This is a genomic window from Chitinophaga caeni, assembly GCF_002557795.1.
GTDB classification, from domain to species: Bacteria; Bacteroidota; Bacteroidia; order Chitinophagales; family Chitinophagaceae; genus Chitinophaga; species Chitinophaga caeni.
This window is the reverse complement of record NZ_CP023777.1, coordinates 3,783,679-3,802,165: the sequence shown is the minus strand read 5'-3', so window position 1 is coordinate 3,802,165 and position 18,487 is coordinate 3,783,679. Positions and strand designations below refer to the sequence as shown.

Annotated in this window: 17 protein-coding genes and 1 other RNA gene; 6 read left to right on the top strand and 12 right to left on the bottom strand. The window is 42.2% G+C overall.

Annotated elements, in window-relative coordinates:
* Positions 1-59: 59 nt before the first annotated feature.
* Positions 60-423, top strand: an RNA gene (rnpB, locus tag COR50_RS15905) — RNase P RNA component class A.
* A 125-nt stretch (positions 424-548) separates the two neighbouring features.
* On the opposite strand, the gene COR50_RS15900 is transcribed toward rnpB, so the two are convergent.
* A complete protein-coding gene (locus COR50_RS15900) occupies positions 549-1,253 on the bottom strand; it encodes a DUF937 domain-containing protein (RefSeq protein ID WP_098194899.1) in 705 nt (234 codons plus the stop codon).
* A gap of 259 nt (positions 1,254-1,512) precedes the next feature.
* On the opposite strand from COR50_RS15900, the gene clpB reads away from it, so the two are divergent.
* Both clpB and COR50_RS15890 read left to right on the top strand, forming a co-directional pair.
* Positions 1,513-4,113 (top strand): ATP-dependent chaperone ClpB, encoded by a 2,601-nt coding sequence (clpB, locus tag COR50_RS15895; protein WP_098194898.1) that lies wholly within the window; start codon positions 1,513-1,515, stop codon positions 4,111-4,113.
* 130 nt (positions 4,114-4,243) lie between these two features.
* On the top strand, positions 4,244-4,735 hold the full coding sequence (locus COR50_RS15890) for a nucleoside deaminase (RefSeq protein ID WP_098194897.1): 492 nt from the start codon (positions 4,244-4,246) through the stop codon (positions 4,733-4,735).
* Between the two features lie 89 nt (positions 4,736-4,824).
* Here COR50_RS15890 and COR50_RS15885 read toward each other — a convergent pair whose 3' ends face one another.
* The 4 genes from COR50_RS15885 to COR50_RS15870 form a co-directional block, all read right to left on the bottom strand.
* A complete protein-coding gene (locus tag COR50_RS15885) occupies positions 4,825-5,181 on the bottom strand; it encodes a zf-HC2 domain-containing protein (protein ID WP_098194896.1) in 357 nt (118 codons plus the stop codon).
* A gap of 23 nt (positions 5,182-5,204) precedes the next feature.
* The gene (locus COR50_RS15880) at positions 5,205-5,786 is read right to left on the bottom strand and encodes an RNA polymerase sigma factor (RefSeq protein WP_098194895.1); all 582 of its coding nucleotides are present in this window, start codon (positions 5,784-5,786) and stop codon (positions 5,205-5,207) included.
* An 84-nt stretch (positions 5,787-5,870) separates the two neighbouring features.
* Positions 5,871-7,001, bottom strand: coding sequence for a tetratricopeptide repeat protein (locus COR50_RS15875; protein ID WP_098194894.1), 1,131 nt, complete (start codon positions 6,999-7,001; stop codon positions 5,871-5,873).
* Entirely contained in the window at positions 6,991-7,623 is a 633-nt protein-coding gene (locus tag COR50_RS15870; protein WP_098194893.1) for a sigma-70 RNA polymerase sigma factor region 4 domain-containing protein, read from the bottom strand. The genes COR50_RS15875 and COR50_RS15870 overlap by 11 nt, the downstream gene beginning before the upstream one ends.
* Between COR50_RS15870 and COR50_RS15865 the strand changes: the two genes are divergently transcribed.
* On the top strand, positions 7,622-8,428 hold the full coding sequence (locus COR50_RS15865) for a C40 family peptidase (protein WP_098194892.1): 807 nt from the start codon (positions 7,622-7,624) through the stop codon (positions 8,426-8,428). The two genes, COR50_RS15870 and COR50_RS15865, sit on opposite strands and share 2 nt — an antisense overlap.
* Before the next feature lie 105 nt (positions 8,429-8,533).
* Here COR50_RS15865 and COR50_RS15860 read toward each other — a convergent pair whose 3' ends face one another.
* The 4 genes from COR50_RS15860 to purE form a co-directional block, all read right to left on the bottom strand.
* On the bottom strand, positions 8,534-9,076 hold the full coding sequence (locus tag COR50_RS15860) for an inorganic diphosphatase (protein WP_098194891.1): 543 nt from the start codon (positions 9,074-9,076) through the stop codon (positions 8,534-8,536).
* Between the two features lie 325 nt (positions 9,077-9,401).
* On the bottom strand, positions 9,402-9,821 hold the full coding sequence (locus tag COR50_RS15855) for a nuclear transport factor 2 family protein (RefSeq protein WP_232516192.1): 420 nt from the start codon (positions 9,819-9,821) through the stop codon (positions 9,402-9,404).
* A gap of 278 nt (positions 9,822-10,099) precedes the next feature.
* Complete coding sequence (locus COR50_RS15850; protein ID WP_098194889.1) at positions 10,100-11,140, bottom strand: PhoH family protein; 1,041 nt, start codon at positions 11,138-11,140, stop codon at positions 10,100-10,102.
* Between the two features lie 87 nt (positions 11,141-11,227).
* The gene (gene purE / locus COR50_RS15845) at positions 11,228-11,683 is read right to left on the bottom strand and encodes a 5-(carboxyamino)imidazole ribonucleotide mutase (RefSeq protein WP_098194888.1); all 456 of its coding nucleotides are present in this window, start codon (positions 11,681-11,683) and stop codon (positions 11,228-11,230) included.
* A 288-nt stretch (positions 11,684-11,971) separates the two neighbouring features.
* Between purE and COR50_RS15840 the strand changes: the two genes are divergently transcribed.
* A complete protein-coding gene (locus COR50_RS15840) occupies positions 11,972-14,926 on the top strand; it encodes a PAS domain-containing protein (RefSeq protein WP_198405672.1) in 2,955 nt (984 codons plus the stop codon).
* Positions 14,927-14,933: 7 nt separating this feature from the next.
* Positions 14,934-15,326 carry a response regulator gene (locus tag COR50_RS15835; protein WP_098194886.1) on the top strand — a complete coding sequence of 131 codons (393 nt, stop codon included), beginning with the start codon at positions 14,934-14,936 and terminating at the stop codon, positions 15,324-15,326.
* A 12-nt stretch (positions 15,327-15,338) separates the two neighbouring features.
* On the opposite strand, the gene rpe is transcribed toward COR50_RS15835, so the two are convergent.
* The 3 genes from rpe to thrC all read right to left on the bottom strand — a co-directional run bounded on the left by rpe (position 15,339) and on the right by thrC (position 18,484).
* Entirely contained in the window at positions 15,339-16,007 is a 669-nt protein-coding gene (gene rpe, locus COR50_RS15830) for a ribulose-phosphate 3-epimerase (protein WP_098194885.1), read from the bottom strand.
* Between the two features lie 56 nt (positions 16,008-16,063).
* The gene (locus tag COR50_RS15825) at positions 16,064-17,089 is read right to left on the bottom strand and encodes a tetratricopeptide repeat protein (RefSeq protein ID WP_098194884.1); all 1,026 of its coding nucleotides are present in this window, start codon (positions 17,087-17,089) and stop codon (positions 16,064-16,066) included.
* 84 nt (positions 17,090-17,173) lie between these two features.
* The gene (gene thrC, locus COR50_RS15820; protein WP_098194883.1) at positions 17,174-18,484 is read right to left on the bottom strand and encodes a threonine synthase; all 1,311 of its coding nucleotides are present in this window, start codon (positions 18,482-18,484) and stop codon (positions 17,174-17,176) included.
* Positions 18,485-18,487: the final 3 nt, after the last annotated feature.

Sequence of the window (18,487 nt, the reverse complement as noted above, 5' to 3'; positions counted from 1 at the left end):
CGGCTTTAGGGCCGGTTTTTTTATGCCCTTTTGCCAAGGTTTAAGTACTTTTGCAATTCACTACAAACCGTGCTGCCGTCGTTCCGGCGCAGGCCGGAAGGGAGGAAAGTCCGGGCAGCAAAGAGCAACATACCACTTAATAGGTGGGATCTACCTTGTAGGTACAGACAGTGCCACAGAAAATAACCGCCCCCCGGGGTAAGGGTGAAAATGTGGGGTAAGAGCCCACGTCGTGGTATGGCAACATGCCGCGAGGGTAAACCTTATGTGCTGAAATGCCATGTAAACGATCGCCCGAGGGTAGCTCGCCCAATTGTCGATCGAGGGTAGGCAGATAGAGCTGTAGAGTGATTTACAGCCTAGATAAATGGTAGCAGTCTAACTTGTTAGATACAGAACCCGGCTTATAGGTTTGTAGTTTTTTTATTTCAACCCGTTAATAAACAACATTCGATGTTCATTAACGGGTATTTTTTGTTTAATACTAAGTTGTAGATTTATAAATAATTGATTGTCAGTTCAATAAGGGTGAATGTTAAGTAAACTTATCAAGCACCGGGATTACAACCCCTTACCAGGTACCACAAGATCAAGGCAACTCCCATTAATATGCATAATAATAATCCCCAGCGGGTACCCGGCTTTTCGGTCGGCTTTGTCAAATGTTCCCTTAGTGAAGTGGCTAGTACAGAAAAGCGATCATTTACCGTGTGCAGGTTATGAACCTTGATAATGCCTGCCAGGTCAAAATCCTTGGGTACAGCATTGAAAATCTGCTCCTTTTGTTGGTTCAATTGATGTAAGATGGAACGCATATTTAAATCCTTCCCCTTTGCTTCCTGCATGAGTTCATTAATCGTGATCGGGGTAATGGTATTGATTATTGAATCTGCCGAAGAATTTTTGATGCCCGTGTACCGGGCCAAGTTTTCTACCAGCGCTAAACTGGAACTTCCAAAAATGGATTGCACTAAGTCCACTCCCTTACTAACCAGGTTAGGGGTGATCCCTTCCTTTATCATTTCACCGAAATTTCCACTACTTTGAACATCGGCACGGCGAAATATATTCAATAATGTATTAGAATCAGTAGCGTTGGATGCTTTATATAAAAATCCTGCCAGGATAGAAGGTACTATAGTCTTGATACTTTTCTGAACAGCATCCCCGGACTCGTGTAACTGTGTTGCTAAAAGGGTACTATAATCGGGACCTAGAGCATTTTCTATAGAATGTATGATATCATTCGCCATAACTGGAATTTATATGCTATCGAATTTTGATAGTAATTATATTCAACAATGTACAGGATAAAATGTTGGGCTGGACATTTTTACTAAATTACTGTAAAAATAGCAGTATATTAGTATAAATCATGCAAAATCAGCAGTCTATGTATTAAAAAACTGTCAAAATTTCCATTATGTTAAGTTGGTGTAAGGTTTGATAAATATGGTAAACAAAACGATTCATCCCATCGTTAACCTATTATAAAAAGGAAGTATTAAATATATGAATCTGAATAACTTTACCATCAAATCACAGGAAACGCTCCAACAAGCGCAACAACTGGCTTTCAATCACCAAAATGCATCGATTGAATCCGGTCACCTGTTGAAAGCTTTGTTGGATGACGAGGATAATTCCGTTGAATACCTTCTTAAAAAGAATGATGTCAATACCAGTTTTATCCAAAATAAATTAAACGAACAATTACAAAAATACCCTGTCATTAGTAACGGCGAAGGTGGTCAAACACTGAGCCGGGATGCCAATAATGCCTTGCTAAGAGCGGGTTCCAGTATCAAGGAATTTAAAGACGAATTTGTAAGTGTTGAACACTTACTACTGGGTTTGCTGGGCGGCAGTGATGATACTGCGAAGCTGTTGAAAGATGCAGGTCTTACTGAAAAAGGCCTGAAAGCGGCTATTACCGAATTGCGGAAAGGAGGTACGGTCAATTCTCAAACAGCGGATGCTCAGTATAACTCCTTGGAAAAATATGCGAAGAACCTTAACGAGCTGGCCTCGGCGGGTAAATTAGACCCCGTTATCGGCCGTGACGAGGAGATTCGACGCACCTTACATATATTATCACGCCGTTCTAAAAACAACCCGATCTTGGTTGGTGAACCGGGGGTTGGTAAAACTGCCATTGCAGAGGGCTTGGCCCATCGTATTGTGAATGGCGATGTGCCTGATAACCTGAAAAGCAAGATAATCTTTGCTTTGGATATGGGTTCTTTAATGGCTGGCGCTAAATACCGCGGCGAATTTGAAGAACGCTTGAAGGCGGTGGTTAAAGAAGTGAGTGAAAGTAATGGGGAAATTATCCTCTTTATTGATGAAATCCATACACTCGTTGGCGCGGGTGCCATGGAAGGAGCTATGGATGCCGCAAATATCTTGAAACCGGCATTGGCAAGAGGTGAATTGAGAGCTATCGGCGCTACGACCTTAAACGAATATCAAAAATATTTTGAAAAGGATAAAGCCTTGGAACGCCGTTTCCAAAAAGTACTGATTGATGAACCTACCGCGGAAGATGCCATCTCTATCCTCAGGGGTATCAAGGAAAAATATGAAAGTCATCACCATGTCCGCATTAAGGATGAGGCAATTATAGCCGCGGTGGAGCTTTCGCAAAGATATATAACGGACCGCTTTTTACCTGATAAAGCTATTGACTTGATCGATGAAAGTGCAGCTAAACTTCGCTTGGAAATGAATTCCATGCCGGAAGAGCTAGACGAGCTGGAACGTAGGATCCGCCAACTTGAAATTGAAAGGGAAGCGATCAAACGCGAGAATGATGAAGCGAAACTCCGTGAATTAGCCGAAGAAATCAGCCGTTTGAGCGAAGAAAGAAACACCTTCACCGCTAAATGGAAACAGGAAAAAGAATTAGTCGACCAGGTACAGAATGCTAAAGCTGCTATTGAAAACTTTAAGCATGAAGCTGAAACTGCCGAAAGAAACGGTGATTATGGTCGCGTAGCGGAAATCCGTTACGGTAAGGTCAAGGAGCAAGAGGAGCTAGTGACTAAGCTTACAGGGGAGCTAGAGGCCTTGTCGACCAATAACAAGCGCCTATTGAAAGAAGAAGTGGATGCTGAAGATATCGCGGAAAATGTTGCTAAAGCTACCGGTATTCCCGTAGCCAAAATGATGCAAAGCGAGCGCGAGAAATTATTGCAACTCGAAGAAGAATTGCACAAGAGGGTGGTAGGACAAGATGAGGCAATCGTGGCCGTAGCGGATGCTATCCGCAGGAGCCGCGCGGGTTTGCAAGACCCGAAACGCCCTATCGGTTCTTTTATTTTCCTCGGAACCACCGGTGTAGGTAAAACGGAACTAGCGAAAGCGCTGGCGGACTATCTTTTCGATGATGACAGTATGATGACGCGCATCGATATGAGTGAGTATCAAGAAAAACATGCTGTAAGCCGCTTGGTTGGAGCTCCCCCGGGATACGTGGGTTATGATGAAGGCGGACAATTAACGGAAGCCGTGCGCCGTAAGCCATACAGCGTGGTATTACTTGATGAAATAGAGAAAGCGCACCCTGACGTATTCAACATCCTGCTGCAAGTATTGGATGATGGTCGACTGACGGATAATAAAGGCCGCGTGGTGAACTTTAAGAATACGATCATCATCATGACAAGTAATATGGGTAGCCATATTATACAAGAAAACTTTGAAAAGCTCTCCGCCGAGAACAAGGAAGAAGTAGTTGAAAATACGAAAGAGCAAGTCATGAACCTGTTGAAACAAACGATTCGCCCCGAGTTCTTGAACCGCGTAGATGAAGTGATTATGTTCCAGCCACTGATGCGTTCTGAAGTGAAAGGAATTATTAACATACAATTACAACATTTAAAGGACCTTGTTGCAAAAAATGGCATGATATTGGAATTCTCTGAATATGCATTGGATTACTTATCGGAACAAGGTTATGATCCGCAATTCGGTGCAAGACCATTGAAAAGATTGATTCAGAAAGAGATTGTAAACTTATTAAGTAAGAAAATCTTAGCAGGGGAGATCGATAAAACAAAACCAGTGTTAATCGATGTTTTCGATGGTGTTGTGGTAATTCGCAACAAATAATTTTAGTCTAGTCAATAAACGACAATATACAGTTACAGGAAAACATCCCCCGGACGATTCTTCGTCCGGGTTTTTTATTTTAAGAGGGGCAAAATTTAGTAAATTTAATCCTGTAATAATGTTAGCTCATATGACAAAATATCCATTTGGTGAAAGGGAGAAGAAGTTCTTGGCATATGCCGTGTCATTATCTGCCAAAGGTATGAATAGTGGCGCTGGCGGACCTTTTGGGTCGATAGTAGTAAAAGGTGACGAGATTATCGGTGAAGGATATAACGAGGTATTGCTGACAAATGATCCTACAGCCCACGCGGAGGTAGTGGCCATCAGGAAAGCTTGCCAGCATTTAGGGTCATTCCAGTTAACGGGATGCGAGATTTATACTTCCTGCGAGCCTTGCCCCATGTGCATGGGGGCTATTTATTGGGCGCGGCCGGAGCGCGTTTATTTTGCGAACAAAAAAGAAGACGCCGCGGCTATCCAATTCGATGATTCGTTTATTTACCGCGAATTGAATGTTCCCTTGGCGGATAGGAAGATCCCGTTTATAGCTTGCCCCAGCGAAGAGGCATTACGAGTATTCGGAGATTGGATGCAAAAGGAAGATCGAAAGTTGTATTAGGGTTATCAGCTTTGTTAGCGGGTTTTAATATTGCTGCGCGGATTTTGCCCGTTATCGTTTATTGTCTATATATTTTCCGTAGCCGGTTTTTAGTTACCTCTCCTGATTTCAAAAATGACCCAGTAAACCATAAATACTAGTAATAGCACGATGGCAGTCACCAAGATGGCAGATACATAAATTTTTAATTTGCGTTTGCGGTGGTTTTTTAACCTTAATTTTTTCATCAGGTTCCATTTGATTTCACGCAGCCAAAATGGAATTTTTTCTTTCTTGGTAATTTGTTGTAACCCTTCCAATGCATCATTACACATTTCACAATCTGCTAGATGTTGCTCAACACGATGTTGCTCAGCAGGGGAGAGTTTCCCTTGCAGGTAGTCCAGCAGTTCTTGTTGACCGAGGCAATTCGTTTCTACAAATATGTCATGAAATTGATCGCTCATAAATTGATGGCTATGGTATCCAGTTAGCCATTCGACTGGTTAATTTTCTCGAGTAATATTTTTAAGTTTCTTTTACCATTTTGGATATAACTCTTCACCTGCAATAACGTGTATCCTGTCATATCAACAATTTCCTGGTAAGATTTCTTCTCCAGGTAAAACAACCTAACGCTAGTCTGTTGTTCCTCGTTTAATTGCTCCAAGGCATGTTCCATGTTTTGCAACATCTGATCTTTTTGTTGATGTTGCGATTGTGGATGTTGTTCTTGCATGGTAGTAGCAGGAACATTGGAGTCGGTCAGCTCGGCCTGGTGAAATTTCTGCTGCCTTCTCAAGATCATCAAGCAATGGTTTTTCGTTACCTGGTATATCCAGGCCTTGAAAAACACGATTTCGTGTTTGTTGATCTCCTGTAAGACCTTTAGAAATATCTGCTGCACGCTATCCCTGGCATCTTCTTCGTTCTTCAAATATTTCATGCAAAGCCCTAAAAGCAATAGTGCGTAGCGGTCGAATAGTATACCTATCCAATCGCTTCTGCCATCGGCTCTAAACCGATGTATCAATTCCTGGTCTGTATGTTGTTGGGCGTTCGGATGATTCACAGTGTAAAGATAGAATTTCCATATAAAGATGATGCTTTATTGAAATTCCATAAAGTAAAGAAAAAAAAGATGATATAAGGACGGTTAATTCATATCATTGAGAGCAGATTGCGCAGCTGTTTTCATGCTACCATCGCCCCTGGCAATTTCTTTCAGCAAGCGGCGAGCCTTACCATGTTGCCCATTTTGCTTGTAACATTGAGCTAATTGATATTTTGCCAGTTCATTGTATTTTCCCCTTGAATTACTTAGTTTTTTGAATTGGCTGATCGCTTCATCGTAAGCGCCTTGCTGCTGGTATAATAATGCTGCCCTGTACAAATACTCGTCGTTAGATGGCATGACGCTAGAAGTCTCATTTTCTTGTTTTTTAGGGGGGGCTACATCCTTATCTTTCTTGGCTATGGAGTTATCATTATCAGGATTGCTATTAACTTTTTCCGCCGGTTTGTTCAATGCAGTTACCAAGCTCTTTTCTGCTTGCGGTATGACCTTGGTATCGTGCAGTTTGTTATTTGAAGAATCTTTCGGGCTTTTTACCTGTAAAAGATCTTTTTTGATCACCATTTTGCTGGAATCAACTTTCTTAATAACCGCGGGTAAGGCACCGGTTTTTAAGTTGCCGGTATTTTCTTGGGCGGGGTGGTGTAGGGTCATGCTATCCGGACCGGTAGTCGTTCTTAACACGGCATTTTCAACAATAGGTTGATTGGTGGCCTGCCTTCTTTGTATATTTTCAATTTCACCAACGGCGCCCGCCATTTGTTGGTTTGGCGGAACCGCGGCCGAGCTCAACTTATGAATGGCCGCGGGCGGGTTTTCCAAGCGGTATTGCACGAGGTAATAGCCGCCGGTAATTAGTCCGCCGAGTACTATTATCCAAAAAGAACTCAAAAGGGTATCTTGCAGGCGACCTTTACGCGCAACTTTATCTGCCAGCCTTTTTTCCACCACCGGGTTTACGCGTGTATTTTCCTGGACAAATTGAACGATGCCGCCTGTAATAGCATTATATTGCTCACGAACTTTATCATCTTGTAAAGCCTGTAAAGCTTCATGGCAAAGATCGCAGCTAACAAGGTGCTGCTCTATAAGATGACGCTCAAGCGGTGTCATACTACCATCGAGATAACGGGGTAGTTGCTCCTTACTCAAACAACGAACTGAACTAAATATTTTCAGGAGCTTTTCATCATTGAATAAATTATTGTTCATAGGCTTGATCTATGAGATTAGTGGCTAATTTTCTCTTGATATTCATCAGCATTGCCCTGACTTTTTCAGCCGAAATATTCTTGTGCCCAGCTATTTGGTCAAAAGATTTATCCTCCAAGTAAAACTGTTTGGCTACATGCATTTCTTCGGGGCTTAATACTTTCATGGCCACGTGTAGATCATCCACTAAAGCGCCTTTTTCGATCGGGTTAGACTTAGCTTTTTCAACTTTTGATTCCACTTTATAAACCGCTTGCGGTATATTTTTAGGGATGACAACACTTTTACTAAAATAAGCTGTTAAAAATTGTTGCAACCAATCATTTACTTTGTATATTGGTTGGGTTTGAATGTTTTCAACCAGGTCATTTAATAATTGGGGATAAACATTTTGGGCCGTTTTATCATTATTTAATTTGGGTATTGAAACTGCCGCAATAAGATGGCTGTAGCGTGACAATAAAACAGCTACTGCCTCCTTATCTTCAAATTTACGAATCCTGGTAAGGAGTTCTTTGTCGGGTAAGTTTTCTAAACGTAAATGCATAAGCTCTATATTTATATTTACGTAAATTCTCGTCAAAAGTTCACCGATCCATAAAATAAATAAATCAATTAACATGCCATATGCAATAACGATTGTTCCGGTGATGCCTGTACGTGCTGAACCCTCGCACAGAAGCGAGATCGTGACCCAAGTTTTATTCGGGGAATGCGTTGTAACGGATACGGAACAACCCGATGGTTGGGTAAAAATTTCAACACAATTTGACAATTATGCGGGATGGGTCACATTGTCACATCTCGGCATGGTGGCAGCAGCGATTTATGATGCTCCGTACACCCATTTTGCGAAGGAATGGGTAAATCAAATTACGGTAAACGGCCAAAAGATGCACATTCCTTATGGATGTATATTCAAACAAATTCATGGGCAGGAGAGTACTTGGGGCGATTTTACTATCAATTGGGAGGATTCACTGCAAAAACTACCACATGCCATCAGTACTTCGGGTCCGACGCCCAAGATCCAAGTTGCGGATGCACAATTTAAGTCGATTGCAAAATTATTTCTAAATACGGCCTATTTGTGGGGAGGAAAATCGGTGTTCGGTATAGATTGTTCCGGTTTCAGCCAATCTGTCTATAAAGTGCTGGGAATGCCTTTATTGAGAGATGCATACCAACAAGCGGGGCAGGGGGAATCCGTTGGATTTTTAGCAGAAGCTAAACTGGGGGATTTAGCGTTTTTCGACAATGCCGAGGGGAAGATTACCCATGTCGGCATCATGCTCAACGATCATGAGATTATACATGCCGCCGGGAAAGTGCGTATAGATGCGATCGATACCGAAGGTATCATTAACGTGGATACCGGTTTAAGAACACATAAATTAAGGATTATCAAGCGGTTAAGAGGGATATGATATTCGTTTTACTGCTTATGTTCTTGAAATGATCCATAAAAATTAAAGCCGTTCTGCAAATACAGAACGGCTTTAATTTAATTATAAAGAATATGTTACATATTATTATTGTTGACCGGGAAAATACTCCTTGTACATTTTGAAGCTATCGAGGATAATTCTTTCGGCAACTTCCTTGTTTTGGAATTCTTCTACCTGGACGGTCTTGTTTTCCAACCTTTTATACTCTTCGAAGAAATGGCGCATTTCATTGATAAAATGCGGGGGTAATTCGGAGATATCGTTTATATAATTTACGCTCATATCGTGCGCGGCTACGGCGATAATTTTATCATCCGCTTCACCACCATCAATCATTTGCATGACCCCGATAACCTTGGCTTCCACCAAGCACATGGGTACGCATTCGATTTGGGAAAGAATTAAAATATCAAGGGGGTCATGATCCTCGCAATAACTTTGAGGGATGAAGCCATAATTAGCAGGGTAGTAAACAGAGGAATACAAAACCCTGTCTAATTTCAACAAACCGCTTTCTTTATCCAGTTCATATTTAGCGCGCGACGCTTTCGGTATTTCAATTACTCCTGTTACAGTATGTGGCACATTATCACCGGGACTAACGCTATGCCAAGGATTTGTTGTCATAAATGTTGTTGTCTTTTTAATTTTTTGTACTTCAATTTTAATGATCTAACTACCAATTTTAATATCCTGTACATTCCCCAGATCATAATATGGGAATCATACCAGGCTATACAATAAATGTTTCCAGCGGGGTGGAAACATTATCCATGTATTAGCAATTTTGCAAATTGGACTGCAAAAATAAGGAACTATGATTGAAAACTATAACTTTATAAAATATCTTACGAACCCGGGATAGATTCCTGGCAAGGTTGGCAGCAAAATATTACACCCATTCGGGAGCAGCAGGTAGTTTCCGTCCGTGAAATAATAAAAAAATGCAATATTATTGGATGGCATCAACTGTATCCGTGCTATCCATCATGGGAGGCATGGGAATTGAATCCATCATCATCATTGTAGAATCCATCATCATGGCTGAATCCGACATGGGAGTATTAGATTCTTGCACGAAGTTAGGAATGATACTTTCCAGGGTAAGAGAAATCTTCCATTGGCCATTTTCTTTAACCAATTGCAAAGTTTCTTCTTTACCTACGGAAGAGTTGAGGACGGTAACGGAAGCATGGTCGTTGGTTTCATTAACTTGCACATTTACCACATTGATTTGAGCATTTTTAATTTTTTCCCTTTCGCCTTCTTTTCTTCTTTGATCGAAGATAGCATAGAGGTCAATCACTTGTGCCGATTCTTTAGTTGCATAGTCCTTCGCCGCATCAAAATTGGAATTCTGGATAGCGTGCATAAAAGATAGCGTTACTTCATTAGGTTCAGGATGCTTATTACAACCGCTTAAGAAAACGACTGTTGAAATACACGCTACAGTTACAATTCGCCGATAAAAGCTCATTTGTTTAATTTATTAAATTAATGTGGCAACAAAAATAGTGGGAAAGTTTTAATTGCACAACTTACAACAATGCGTGTTAAGATAGTGTTAATTCCCTGCATGTATAACGGTAGATTTTATAAGTTATTATGATAAAACCTACCGTTACTTATAAATTATAAATAATACTTAGATTAATTGTTTTGATTATTTTCGGATTGTTCCCCTTTTTGTTCCCTTCGTTCTGCCGCTTTTTTCTCTTCTCTTTCCAGCGCTAATTTATCTTCTTTTTCTTTAGCCTGGTCATAAGCACGGATAATGGCTTTTACCAACCGGTGCCTTACTACATCTTCTTCATCGAGTTCCAGGTAACCGATACCGTCGATATTCTTCAATATCCTGGTGGCTTTATCAAGGCCGCTTTTTTGATTTTTAGGCAAGTCAACCTGGGTCAAATCACCCGTGATCAAAGCTTTAGCTGAAGCGCCGATCCTGGTTAAGAACATTTTCAACTGTAGTTCCGTAGCATTTTGAGCTTCATCGAGGATAATAAAGGCATTATCGAGCGTACGTCCGCGCATATATGCAAGGGGAGCAATCTCGATGATGCGATTAGTCATAAAATAGCTCAACTTGTCTGCCGGGATCATATCATCCAAAGCATCGTACAGCGGTCTTAAATAAGGGTCAATCTTCTCTTTCAAGTCGCCAGGAAGGAACCCGAGGCTTTCCCCGGCTTCTACTGCCGGCCTGGTAAGGATGATTTTCCTAACGGCTTTATTTTTCAGGGCTCTAACGGCCAAGGCTACCGCCGTGTAAGTTTTACCGGTACCTGCCGGCCCGATAGCGAACACGATATCATTTTTATCCGCTAAAGCTACCATCTTTTTCTGGTTGGCCGTTTTGGCTCTAACCGTTCTGCCGTTGGGCCCGAAAACGAGGACTTCGTTGGGATTGCGGTCACTGAAATGATCCACAGAAATTTCATCACCCAGGATTTGCTCAAAATAGTTTTCGCTCAAGTTGCCATTCCTCTCGAGGTATGAAACGATTTGGGCGATTTTTTCTTTAGCGTTAGACACTTCTTCCGGAGCCCCGGAGAGTTTGATTTGCGTGCCGCGGGATAAGATTTTAAGCAGGGGGAATTTCTTCTTCAGGATATCCAGTTTTCCGTTGTTGACACCGAAAAATTCTATCGGATTAATCGTATCTAAGTTAATGATCTGTTCTGTCAATGGGCTTAAAATTTTAGATCAATAATACTGTTGCGGCCATATTCTGGAATAGCGGGCCCATTTAAGGGCCCGCTAAAAGTCAAGTTATTAGATACGGTAACTATTGGCTTTAAATGCTTCCACTTTCTCGGCAACAGTAGGATTGCTCAATGCAAAGATGCGGGCGCACATAATGGCCGCATTCCTGGCACCTGCTTTACCTACTGCCAAAGTACCCACGGGTAACCCGGCAGGCATTTGCACGATCGAGTACAAAGCATCTACACCACCTGGCAGGCCGCCTTCTAAAGGCACACCCAGGACAGGTAATGAAGTAAAGGCTGCTGCAACACCGGGCAAAGCCGCTGCCATTCCGGCTGCTGCAATTACAACGCCAAATCCGTTTCCTTGTGCATTCATACAAATTTCACGCACCTTATCAGGATTCCTGTGGGCGGAAGCTACTAACATCTCGCTCTCGATACCGAAATAATCGAGATAGTTTTTAGATTCCTGCATTACAGGTTTATCGCTTTCCGATCCCATGATAATTAAAACTTTCATTCTTCGCTGATTTTGAATTTATTCCCAAAGATATTTAATCTAATATTAAGAATAATAGGTTCTGCACAATTGTGAGTAAATATTCTATTAAATTCTACTTATATTACATATATCTCGATACTATGGTTTTTATAGGATGGTATATTTTCTATTAAATTAATTTTACTTTTATTCTTTAATGCGGGGATTTGCAGTTAAGGCGCCAACTTTTCCTTTTTACCTATAACAGTATTTTATAATTGGAACCCTGTAATCCCCATGTTCTCATGTTTCAAACCGGAAAAGTTCATGAATGTTGCTATTCTAGGCCAAGTGCTGGAGGAAATCCAAGAACCCATGGCTATCCTGGATAAAAATTATTTATTGTCCCATATAAACCGGGCCATGGTAGATGTTTGTTGCCGTTTCTTCCCGGGGTTTAACCAAATCGGGGACAAGGCGCCGGTCGAATTGGAGGTCGCCATAATGCAAGGGCAAGCCAATTTTTGTACCAATGATGAAACCGGGAACAAGCTACACCTGGAATTGAAACTGTTGGAATCTCCCCTGGGCGAGCTAGAAGGAATCCTAATGAAAGGGAACTATAATTGCTCCCAACATACTACCGAATTACTGCCGATATTCGACCTTGCACTACAACAATCCGCTAATAAGCTGGCTGCCATCGCTTACCTGGACCTGGATTTGAAGATTTTGTCGGTGAACCAGATACTGGCGCAAGCTATCCGGTATGACCGTGAAGCTTTAATTGGCTTAAACCTCCAGGATATTGCCCAGGTTCTTAAGCCCGGGGATGGCTGCATGTCAAAGCTGTATAATGCCTTAAAAACGCAACATTCATGGAGGGATACGGTTAAGTTTTTATTTAGCGGCAGCACGCCCACATGGATGGATGTGGTCGTAGAACCTGTTTATAATGATGCGCTCTTGATAGGTTATACATTGATAGCTTTCGATGTAACATTGAGAAAAATGAAGGAACGGGCCGCGCAGGAGCGGGAAAGTTTCTTCAGGAGCATCCTGGAGAACTTGCCGGTAGGCTTGCAACAAATTTCCCCGAAGGGTTGGCATGTCGATATGAACTTGTCCATGAGAAATATTCTAGGGCCGGGACATGCTGCCACCATCGGTCAGCCTTATAATATTTACCAAGACAGCATGAACCAGCGCAACGGCTTGCAAGCGCTGTTAAAGGAAGTGATAGATTCCCGGTCGCCTCATAAACGGGAAATCTTACTCAAATACACGGAACTACCTGATCAAGACATCACAAGGATTCAGCCCACATATTTCGAAGCAACGGGTTTCCCTGTTTTCGATGATAAAGGCGAGATATCTTTCGTATTTCTAATCATGGCTGAAATAACCGAGAAGAAATTGGCAGAACTGAGCTTGGAAAAAAGTGAGCGACTGTTAAACACGATCGTAGAGCATCTTCCCATCGGTTATATACAGATCGATAACCTGGGCTACATCCGTAGGACTAACCAAACGCAACGCTTACTATTCGGTGAGGAATCATTACCGCTCGACGTGGTTATGAATCATATTCAGCAAGATCCTACCTGTGAATTCCTGGGCATCAACCAACTATTCGGGCAAGTGCTGCTGGGTGGCAAAATGGTCAAGTTGGAAAAGCAACTTAAAAATAACGGCAGCATACCCTGGACAAGGCTCGAAGACAGCGTTTACCTGGAGATAACGATGTTTGCAGTAGAAGACCCTGTAGATAAAGACCAGCTGGTTATCATATTATGCGATGATGTTACGAAAAAGAAAAACCAGGAGCTGGAAATCGCTAAAAACCAGGAATTTCTATTGCAAACCGGGGAGATCGGTAAAATTGGCGGGTGGGAGCTGGATATCGGTAACAAGGAAATGAAATGGAGCGAACAAACATATAAGGTAGTCGAATTGCCATCCTTTGTGCCGGTAAATATCGAGAAGGCTGTTTCATTTTATACCCCGGAATCCCAATTACAATTGATGCAGGCCGCGAGGGAATGCTTAGATAGTGGCAGTCCATTCGATTTACAGCTGGGTATCGTTACCGCGAAGAAAAATTCCATAAGGGTCAGAACCATAGGCCAACCGGAATATGCAGACGGTAAGATCGTTAGGGTGCACGGGGTTATACAAGATGTGACAGAGATTCACGAAGTGCGGAACGAATTGATGCGCCATACCGAAATCATGCGATTGTTTTTCGATACGATCGATTTAGGCTATGCATTGATGGCGGCTGATGGGACGGTGAATTTTATGAATAAAAAAGCAGGGGAGATACTGGACACGGAAAGCGTGATCGGCAAAAACATTTTCGATGTATTCCCATGGCTGGTGGGTACTACCTTTCACTCAAGGGTGAAGGAATGCGTTGCCAAGCAAGCGCCGGTATCATTTTTTAATTATTTACCGGAGCTGGATACCTGGTACGAATTCCTGTTAGCACCCATGGACGATGGAAGCATCTCTATATTCACCAGGAATATCACCTATAGCAAGAAGTTGCAGCGGGAATTGCGGAAAGCGAATGACCAATTATCGAACCTGAACAAGTACCTGGTAAACCAGAACAAACAACTGGAAGATTTTGCACATATCACTTCCCACAACCTGAGGGCGCCGATTGCAAATTTGAAGGCCTTACTTCAGTTGCATAAAGACAGCGGATCGCCAGAAGAGAAGGAAATGTATATCCATATGTTGGATGAGGTTATCATGAAGATCGACGAAACCCTGAACGATTTGGTTGAAGTAATTCAAATCCGTAAGGACCTAAACGTGGAGCAGGAAAAACTGTCGTTCGCAGAACGTTTGCAAAAAGTAAAAGAAATATTGCTTGTCGATATCGAGCAATCGGGTATACAGCTACTGGAAGATTTCCAAGCTGCACCTACGATAGAATATCCTAAGATCTATTTGGATAGCTTGTTACAAAACCTGCTAACCAACGCGATTAAATACCGTTCTACCGACAGGCAGCCCTCCGTGCATTTCAAGGCTTGGCATGAGGACGGGGTCGTAAAACTAACTGTCGAAGATAACGGCATCGGCATTGATATGCAACGTTATGGGAACAAAATCTTCGGTTTCCGGAAGACCTTCCATAAAAATAAAGATGCCAAGGGGATCGGCTTATTTATTACGAAAAGCCAAGTTGAGGCCATGGGGGGACAAATAAAAGTAGAGAGCGAACCTGGTGTAGGTACAAAATTTATTATTACATTTAGGCCCGAATAATCTTTATATGAAACCGTTACAAACAATATTTATTGTTGATGATGACCCCATACATCAGCAGATTACAGAAATCATGCTGAATAGGATGGCTGCTGCTGAAAATGTAGCCAAGTATTCCGATGCCCAAGAAGTCTTAGAGCATTTTAGAACCAATTTGAATAATAACAGGGAACTCCCGGATGTTATCCTGTTAGATTTAAATATGCCCGTGATGGACGGCTGGGAATTTTTGGAAGCCTTTACACACATCCGTCCAAAATTAAACAAGGAAGTAAGAATCTATGTTCTCACTTCCTCTATTGATGAAAAAGACCGCCAAAGGGTAGAGGCCTTTAATTATGTAACGGGCTACTTAACTAAACCTTTGACAAATGATATTATTTCCATGATTTGTCAATAATGGGTGTCTCCATTATAAGACTTGGCCCTTCAACGCCAAAATAGTCGATTTGGGATCTTTAGAATGAAATACCGTACTGCCTGCCACTAAAACATCTGCTCCAGCCTGGATAACAGCCGGGGCATTCTCAAGGTTAATACCTCCGTCTACTTCAATTAATGCTTTTGAACCTGTGCTTTGAACCAGGGATTTCAGCTCCATGATCTTCTTTAAGGTATGCGGGATGAATTTCTGTCCCCCGAAACCCGGGTTGACGCTCATAATTAAAACAAGGTCCAAATCACCGATAATGTCAACCAGTAAGCTGACGGGTGTGTGCGGGTTCAGGGCAACGCCGGCTTTCATACCCAGGGAATGGATCTGCTGTACCGTTCTATGAAGATGCACGCAGGCTTCCAGGTGAACTGTTAAAACTTGCGCCCCTGCTTTTTGAAAATCCTCGATATACAGATGGGGTTCCTCGATCATCAAATGCACGTCGCGCAGCTTTTTACAAGCTTTAGAAACTTGTTCAATAACCGGCAAGCCATAACTGATATTTGGTACGAAACGGCCATCCATTACATCCAGGTGAAGCCAATCGGCCTCGCTTTTGTTTACCATCTGTATAGCATCTGCCAAATGAAGAAAATCGGCGGCTAATAATGACGGTGCTATGATAGTTGTATGTTGATCGGTCATATTGTTAAGTTGAATTGTAAAATAAATATGGATTGCATTAAAACACCGGGAAATTCCTATTGTTTAACCCGCTCAAGGGCCATTGAAGCTTCCTTGTAATCCCGGCGGAAGGAAATTGCCTTTAAAAAGTCAGCCGCGGCAGCTTCCTTGTTGCCTAACTTTTCATACGCCAAGCCCCTTTTATAGAAAGCAAGAGCTTCATTAGGCGCCGACTTGATCGCTAAGTGATAGGTTTCCAGGGCTTGTTGATATTTCCCTTCTTTCATATAGATATCCCCGGTACCTATATATGAAAAGGTATGGGTAGGATCAATTAAAATACTTCTTTCGTATGCCTTTAACGCTTCCCCATAATTTTTTTGCCTGCTGTAATAATCACCGATAGCAGCAATAGGTTCGGCATCTGTAGTGTCTTGCCTGAACGCCAATTGGTAATATTGCAGTGCTTCGAGGGAATTTTTCTTAGTCAACAGGTCACCCATTTCCAGTACCGCTTCATGGTCGGCTTTAATTCCAACGAGATCGATACCTGTCTTGAGTAATTGTATTGCCCTGGCCGTATCTCCCAGGTCCTCAGCGATACGCGCTTGCAAATAATAACCTTTATCTGCATAAACGGAATCTTGTTGGATATACATGGCTACGCTATCAGCAGCACTGTATTGTTTATCTTCGATTAGCGCGATGGCCCATTTATATTGCAAGTAAGCATAGCCGGGAGCTAATTTATTGGCCATGGCAAAATAATTTACCGCTTTAGGATAATCTGGTATCACGAGGGCAGCTTCCCCTGCACCGGCCAGGTAATCAACATTATCGCTATCCAGTTTTAACGCGGCTTCGAAATTTTCAAGGGCAAAATCGGGATGATCATTAAAAAGCATTAATCCCCTTTTAAACAACAGGTCGTGCCGGCTTGGGAATTGCTCGATGGAATCTGTATATGGGGCAATGATATCTGAATGGTACAAGGAGTCCTTTAGTTCCCGGTGCTTGGCCGAATCCCCCGGACTGGAGCAGGAGCTGATGGCCATACCGGTAACTAAACCGAAGGTTATCAAGAATAAGTCAGTGCATTTCATAATCCAAACCTAAATTATTTCCACTAAAAAAGAAAGGCGTCCTGCCGAAAGGACGCCAAGTTTTGCAGTATTTTCACAAACCCACTATACTGCGTAGGATTGACCCGTTAACCAATTTTTGAACATTATATAATCGCCCTGCATATATAGGGACTTTTTTTCCTTACCTAAAGCCTGTTTTAAACGGGCAGGGTAATCAATATCATCTTGCACGGTACCCGGCATACTATCAATGAATTTAACAGGGTGAGCCGTTTCCAAGAAAACGCCCACTTGCTGGGGATGCTTGGCCAAATACTTTTTTAAACCTAAATATCCGACGGCTCCATGCGGATCCATTAAGTATTTAGACTTTTTATACACCGATTCAATCGCGGACAATGTTTCCCTATCGTCAAAACTATAACTCGAAAGGTGAACATTCAATGCTTTTTCACGGTGGGCAAATAATTCCAGTATCCTAACGAAATTACTAGGATCCGCAACATCCATCGCATTTGAGATAGTAGGCTGGGCAGGTTGCGGATCATAATTGCCCGATTGCATAAACCTGGGAACCGTGTCGTTTATATTTGTAGATGCTATAAAATGCTGTATCGGCAAGCCCATTTGAGCAGCCATCATCCCCGCGCAAATATTACCGAAGTTTCCACTCGGGACGGAGAACACGATATCTTTATGCCACTGTTTCAGTTTTCTATATGCCATGAAATAATAAAACATCTGGGGCAACCACCGTGCCACGTTGATCGAGTTAGCGGAGGTTAGTAAGCAAGATACTTTCAATGAAGTATCATTAAAGGCTGTTTTGACGAGGCGTTGACAATCATCAAAAGTACCTTCAACCTCGATGGCGGTAACATTTCCTCCCAAAGTAGTCAATTGTTGTTCTTGCACCTTACTTACTTTGCCGGAAGGATATAAAATCACGACCCTAACACCCGGCACATTGTAAAAACCATGAGCTACCGCCGCACCGGTATCGCCGGATGTTGCCGCCAACACGGTAACAGGACGGTTGTCATCTTTACGGAAATACCCTAGGCAGCCCGCCATAAATTTTGCACCGACATCTTTAAAAGCAAGCGTTGGGCCATGGTAAAGCTCCAATGAGTAAATGCCCTGTTCTACTTCCCGAACGGGAAAAGGAAAGGAGAGGGTATCATCAATAATTTGCTGTAAAGCATTTCTTGGAATTTCATCTTCTATAAAAGGACTGATGACTTTTCTCGCGATATACAAGGGATCATATTCATCTAATCTTTCCACGAAATCCTTCTCCAACTTAGGGATGCTGACAGGGAAATACAATCCTTTATCCGGCGCCAATCCCGACACTACAGCTTCCCGGAAAGAAACTTTATGATCATGATTATTTAAACTATAGTACTGCATAAT

Bases quoted from the DNA above. Each gene is read 5' to 3' on its own strand.
- clpB (WP_098194898.1), top strand. From the start codon at position 1,513: ATGAATCTGAATAACTTTACCATCAAATCACAGGAAACGCTCCAACAA.
- COR50_RS15835 (WP_098194886.1), top strand. From the start codon at position 14,934: ATGAAACCGTTACAAACAATATTTATTGTTGATGATGACCCCATACAT.
- COR50_RS15875 (WP_098194894.1), bottom strand. From the start codon at position 7,001: ATGAACAATAATTTATTCAATGATGAAAAGCTCCTGAAAATATTTAGT.
- COR50_RS15860 (WP_098194891.1), bottom strand. From the start codon at position 9,076: ATGACAACAAATCCTTGGCATAGCGTTAGTCCCGGTGATAATGTGCCA.
- rpe (WP_098194885.1), bottom strand. From the start codon at position 16,007: ATGACCGATCAACATACAACTATCATAGCACCGTCATTATTAGCCGCC.
- COR50_RS15865 (WP_098194892.1), top strand. From the start codon at position 7,622: ATGCCATATGCAATAACGATTGTTCCGGTGATGCCTGTACGTGCTGAA.
- purE (WP_098194888.1), bottom strand. From the start codon at position 11,683: ATGAAAGTTTTAATTATCATGGGATCGGAAAGCGATAAACCTGTAATG.
- COR50_RS15890 (WP_098194897.1), top strand. From the start codon at position 4,244: ATGACAAAATATCCATTTGGTGAAAGGGAGAAGAAGTTCTTGGCATAT.
- COR50_RS15870 (WP_098194893.1), bottom strand. From the start codon at position 7,623: ATGTTAATTGATTTATTTATTTTATGGATCGGTGAACTTTTGACGAGA.
- COR50_RS15825 (WP_098194884.1), bottom strand. From the start codon at position 17,089: ATGAAATGCACTGACTTATTCTTGATAACCTTCGGTTTAGTTACCGGT.
- COR50_RS15900 (WP_098194899.1), bottom strand. From the start codon at position 1,253: ATGGCGAATGATATCATACATTCTATAGAAAATGCTCTAGGTCCCGAT.
- COR50_RS15840 (WP_198405672.1), top strand. From the start codon at position 11,972: ATGAATGTTGCTATTCTAGGCCAAGTGCTGGAGGAAATCCAAGAACCC.
- COR50_RS15855 (WP_232516192.1), bottom strand. From the start codon at position 9,821: ATGCACGCTATCCAGAATTCCAATTTTGATGCGGCGAAGGACTATGCA.
- COR50_RS15885 (WP_098194896.1), bottom strand. From the start codon at position 5,181: ATGAGCGATCAATTTCATGACATATTTGTAGAAACGAATTGCCTCGGT.
- thrC (WP_098194883.1), bottom strand. From the start codon at position 18,484: ATGCAGTACTATAGTTTAAATAATCATGATCATAAAGTTTCTTTCCGG.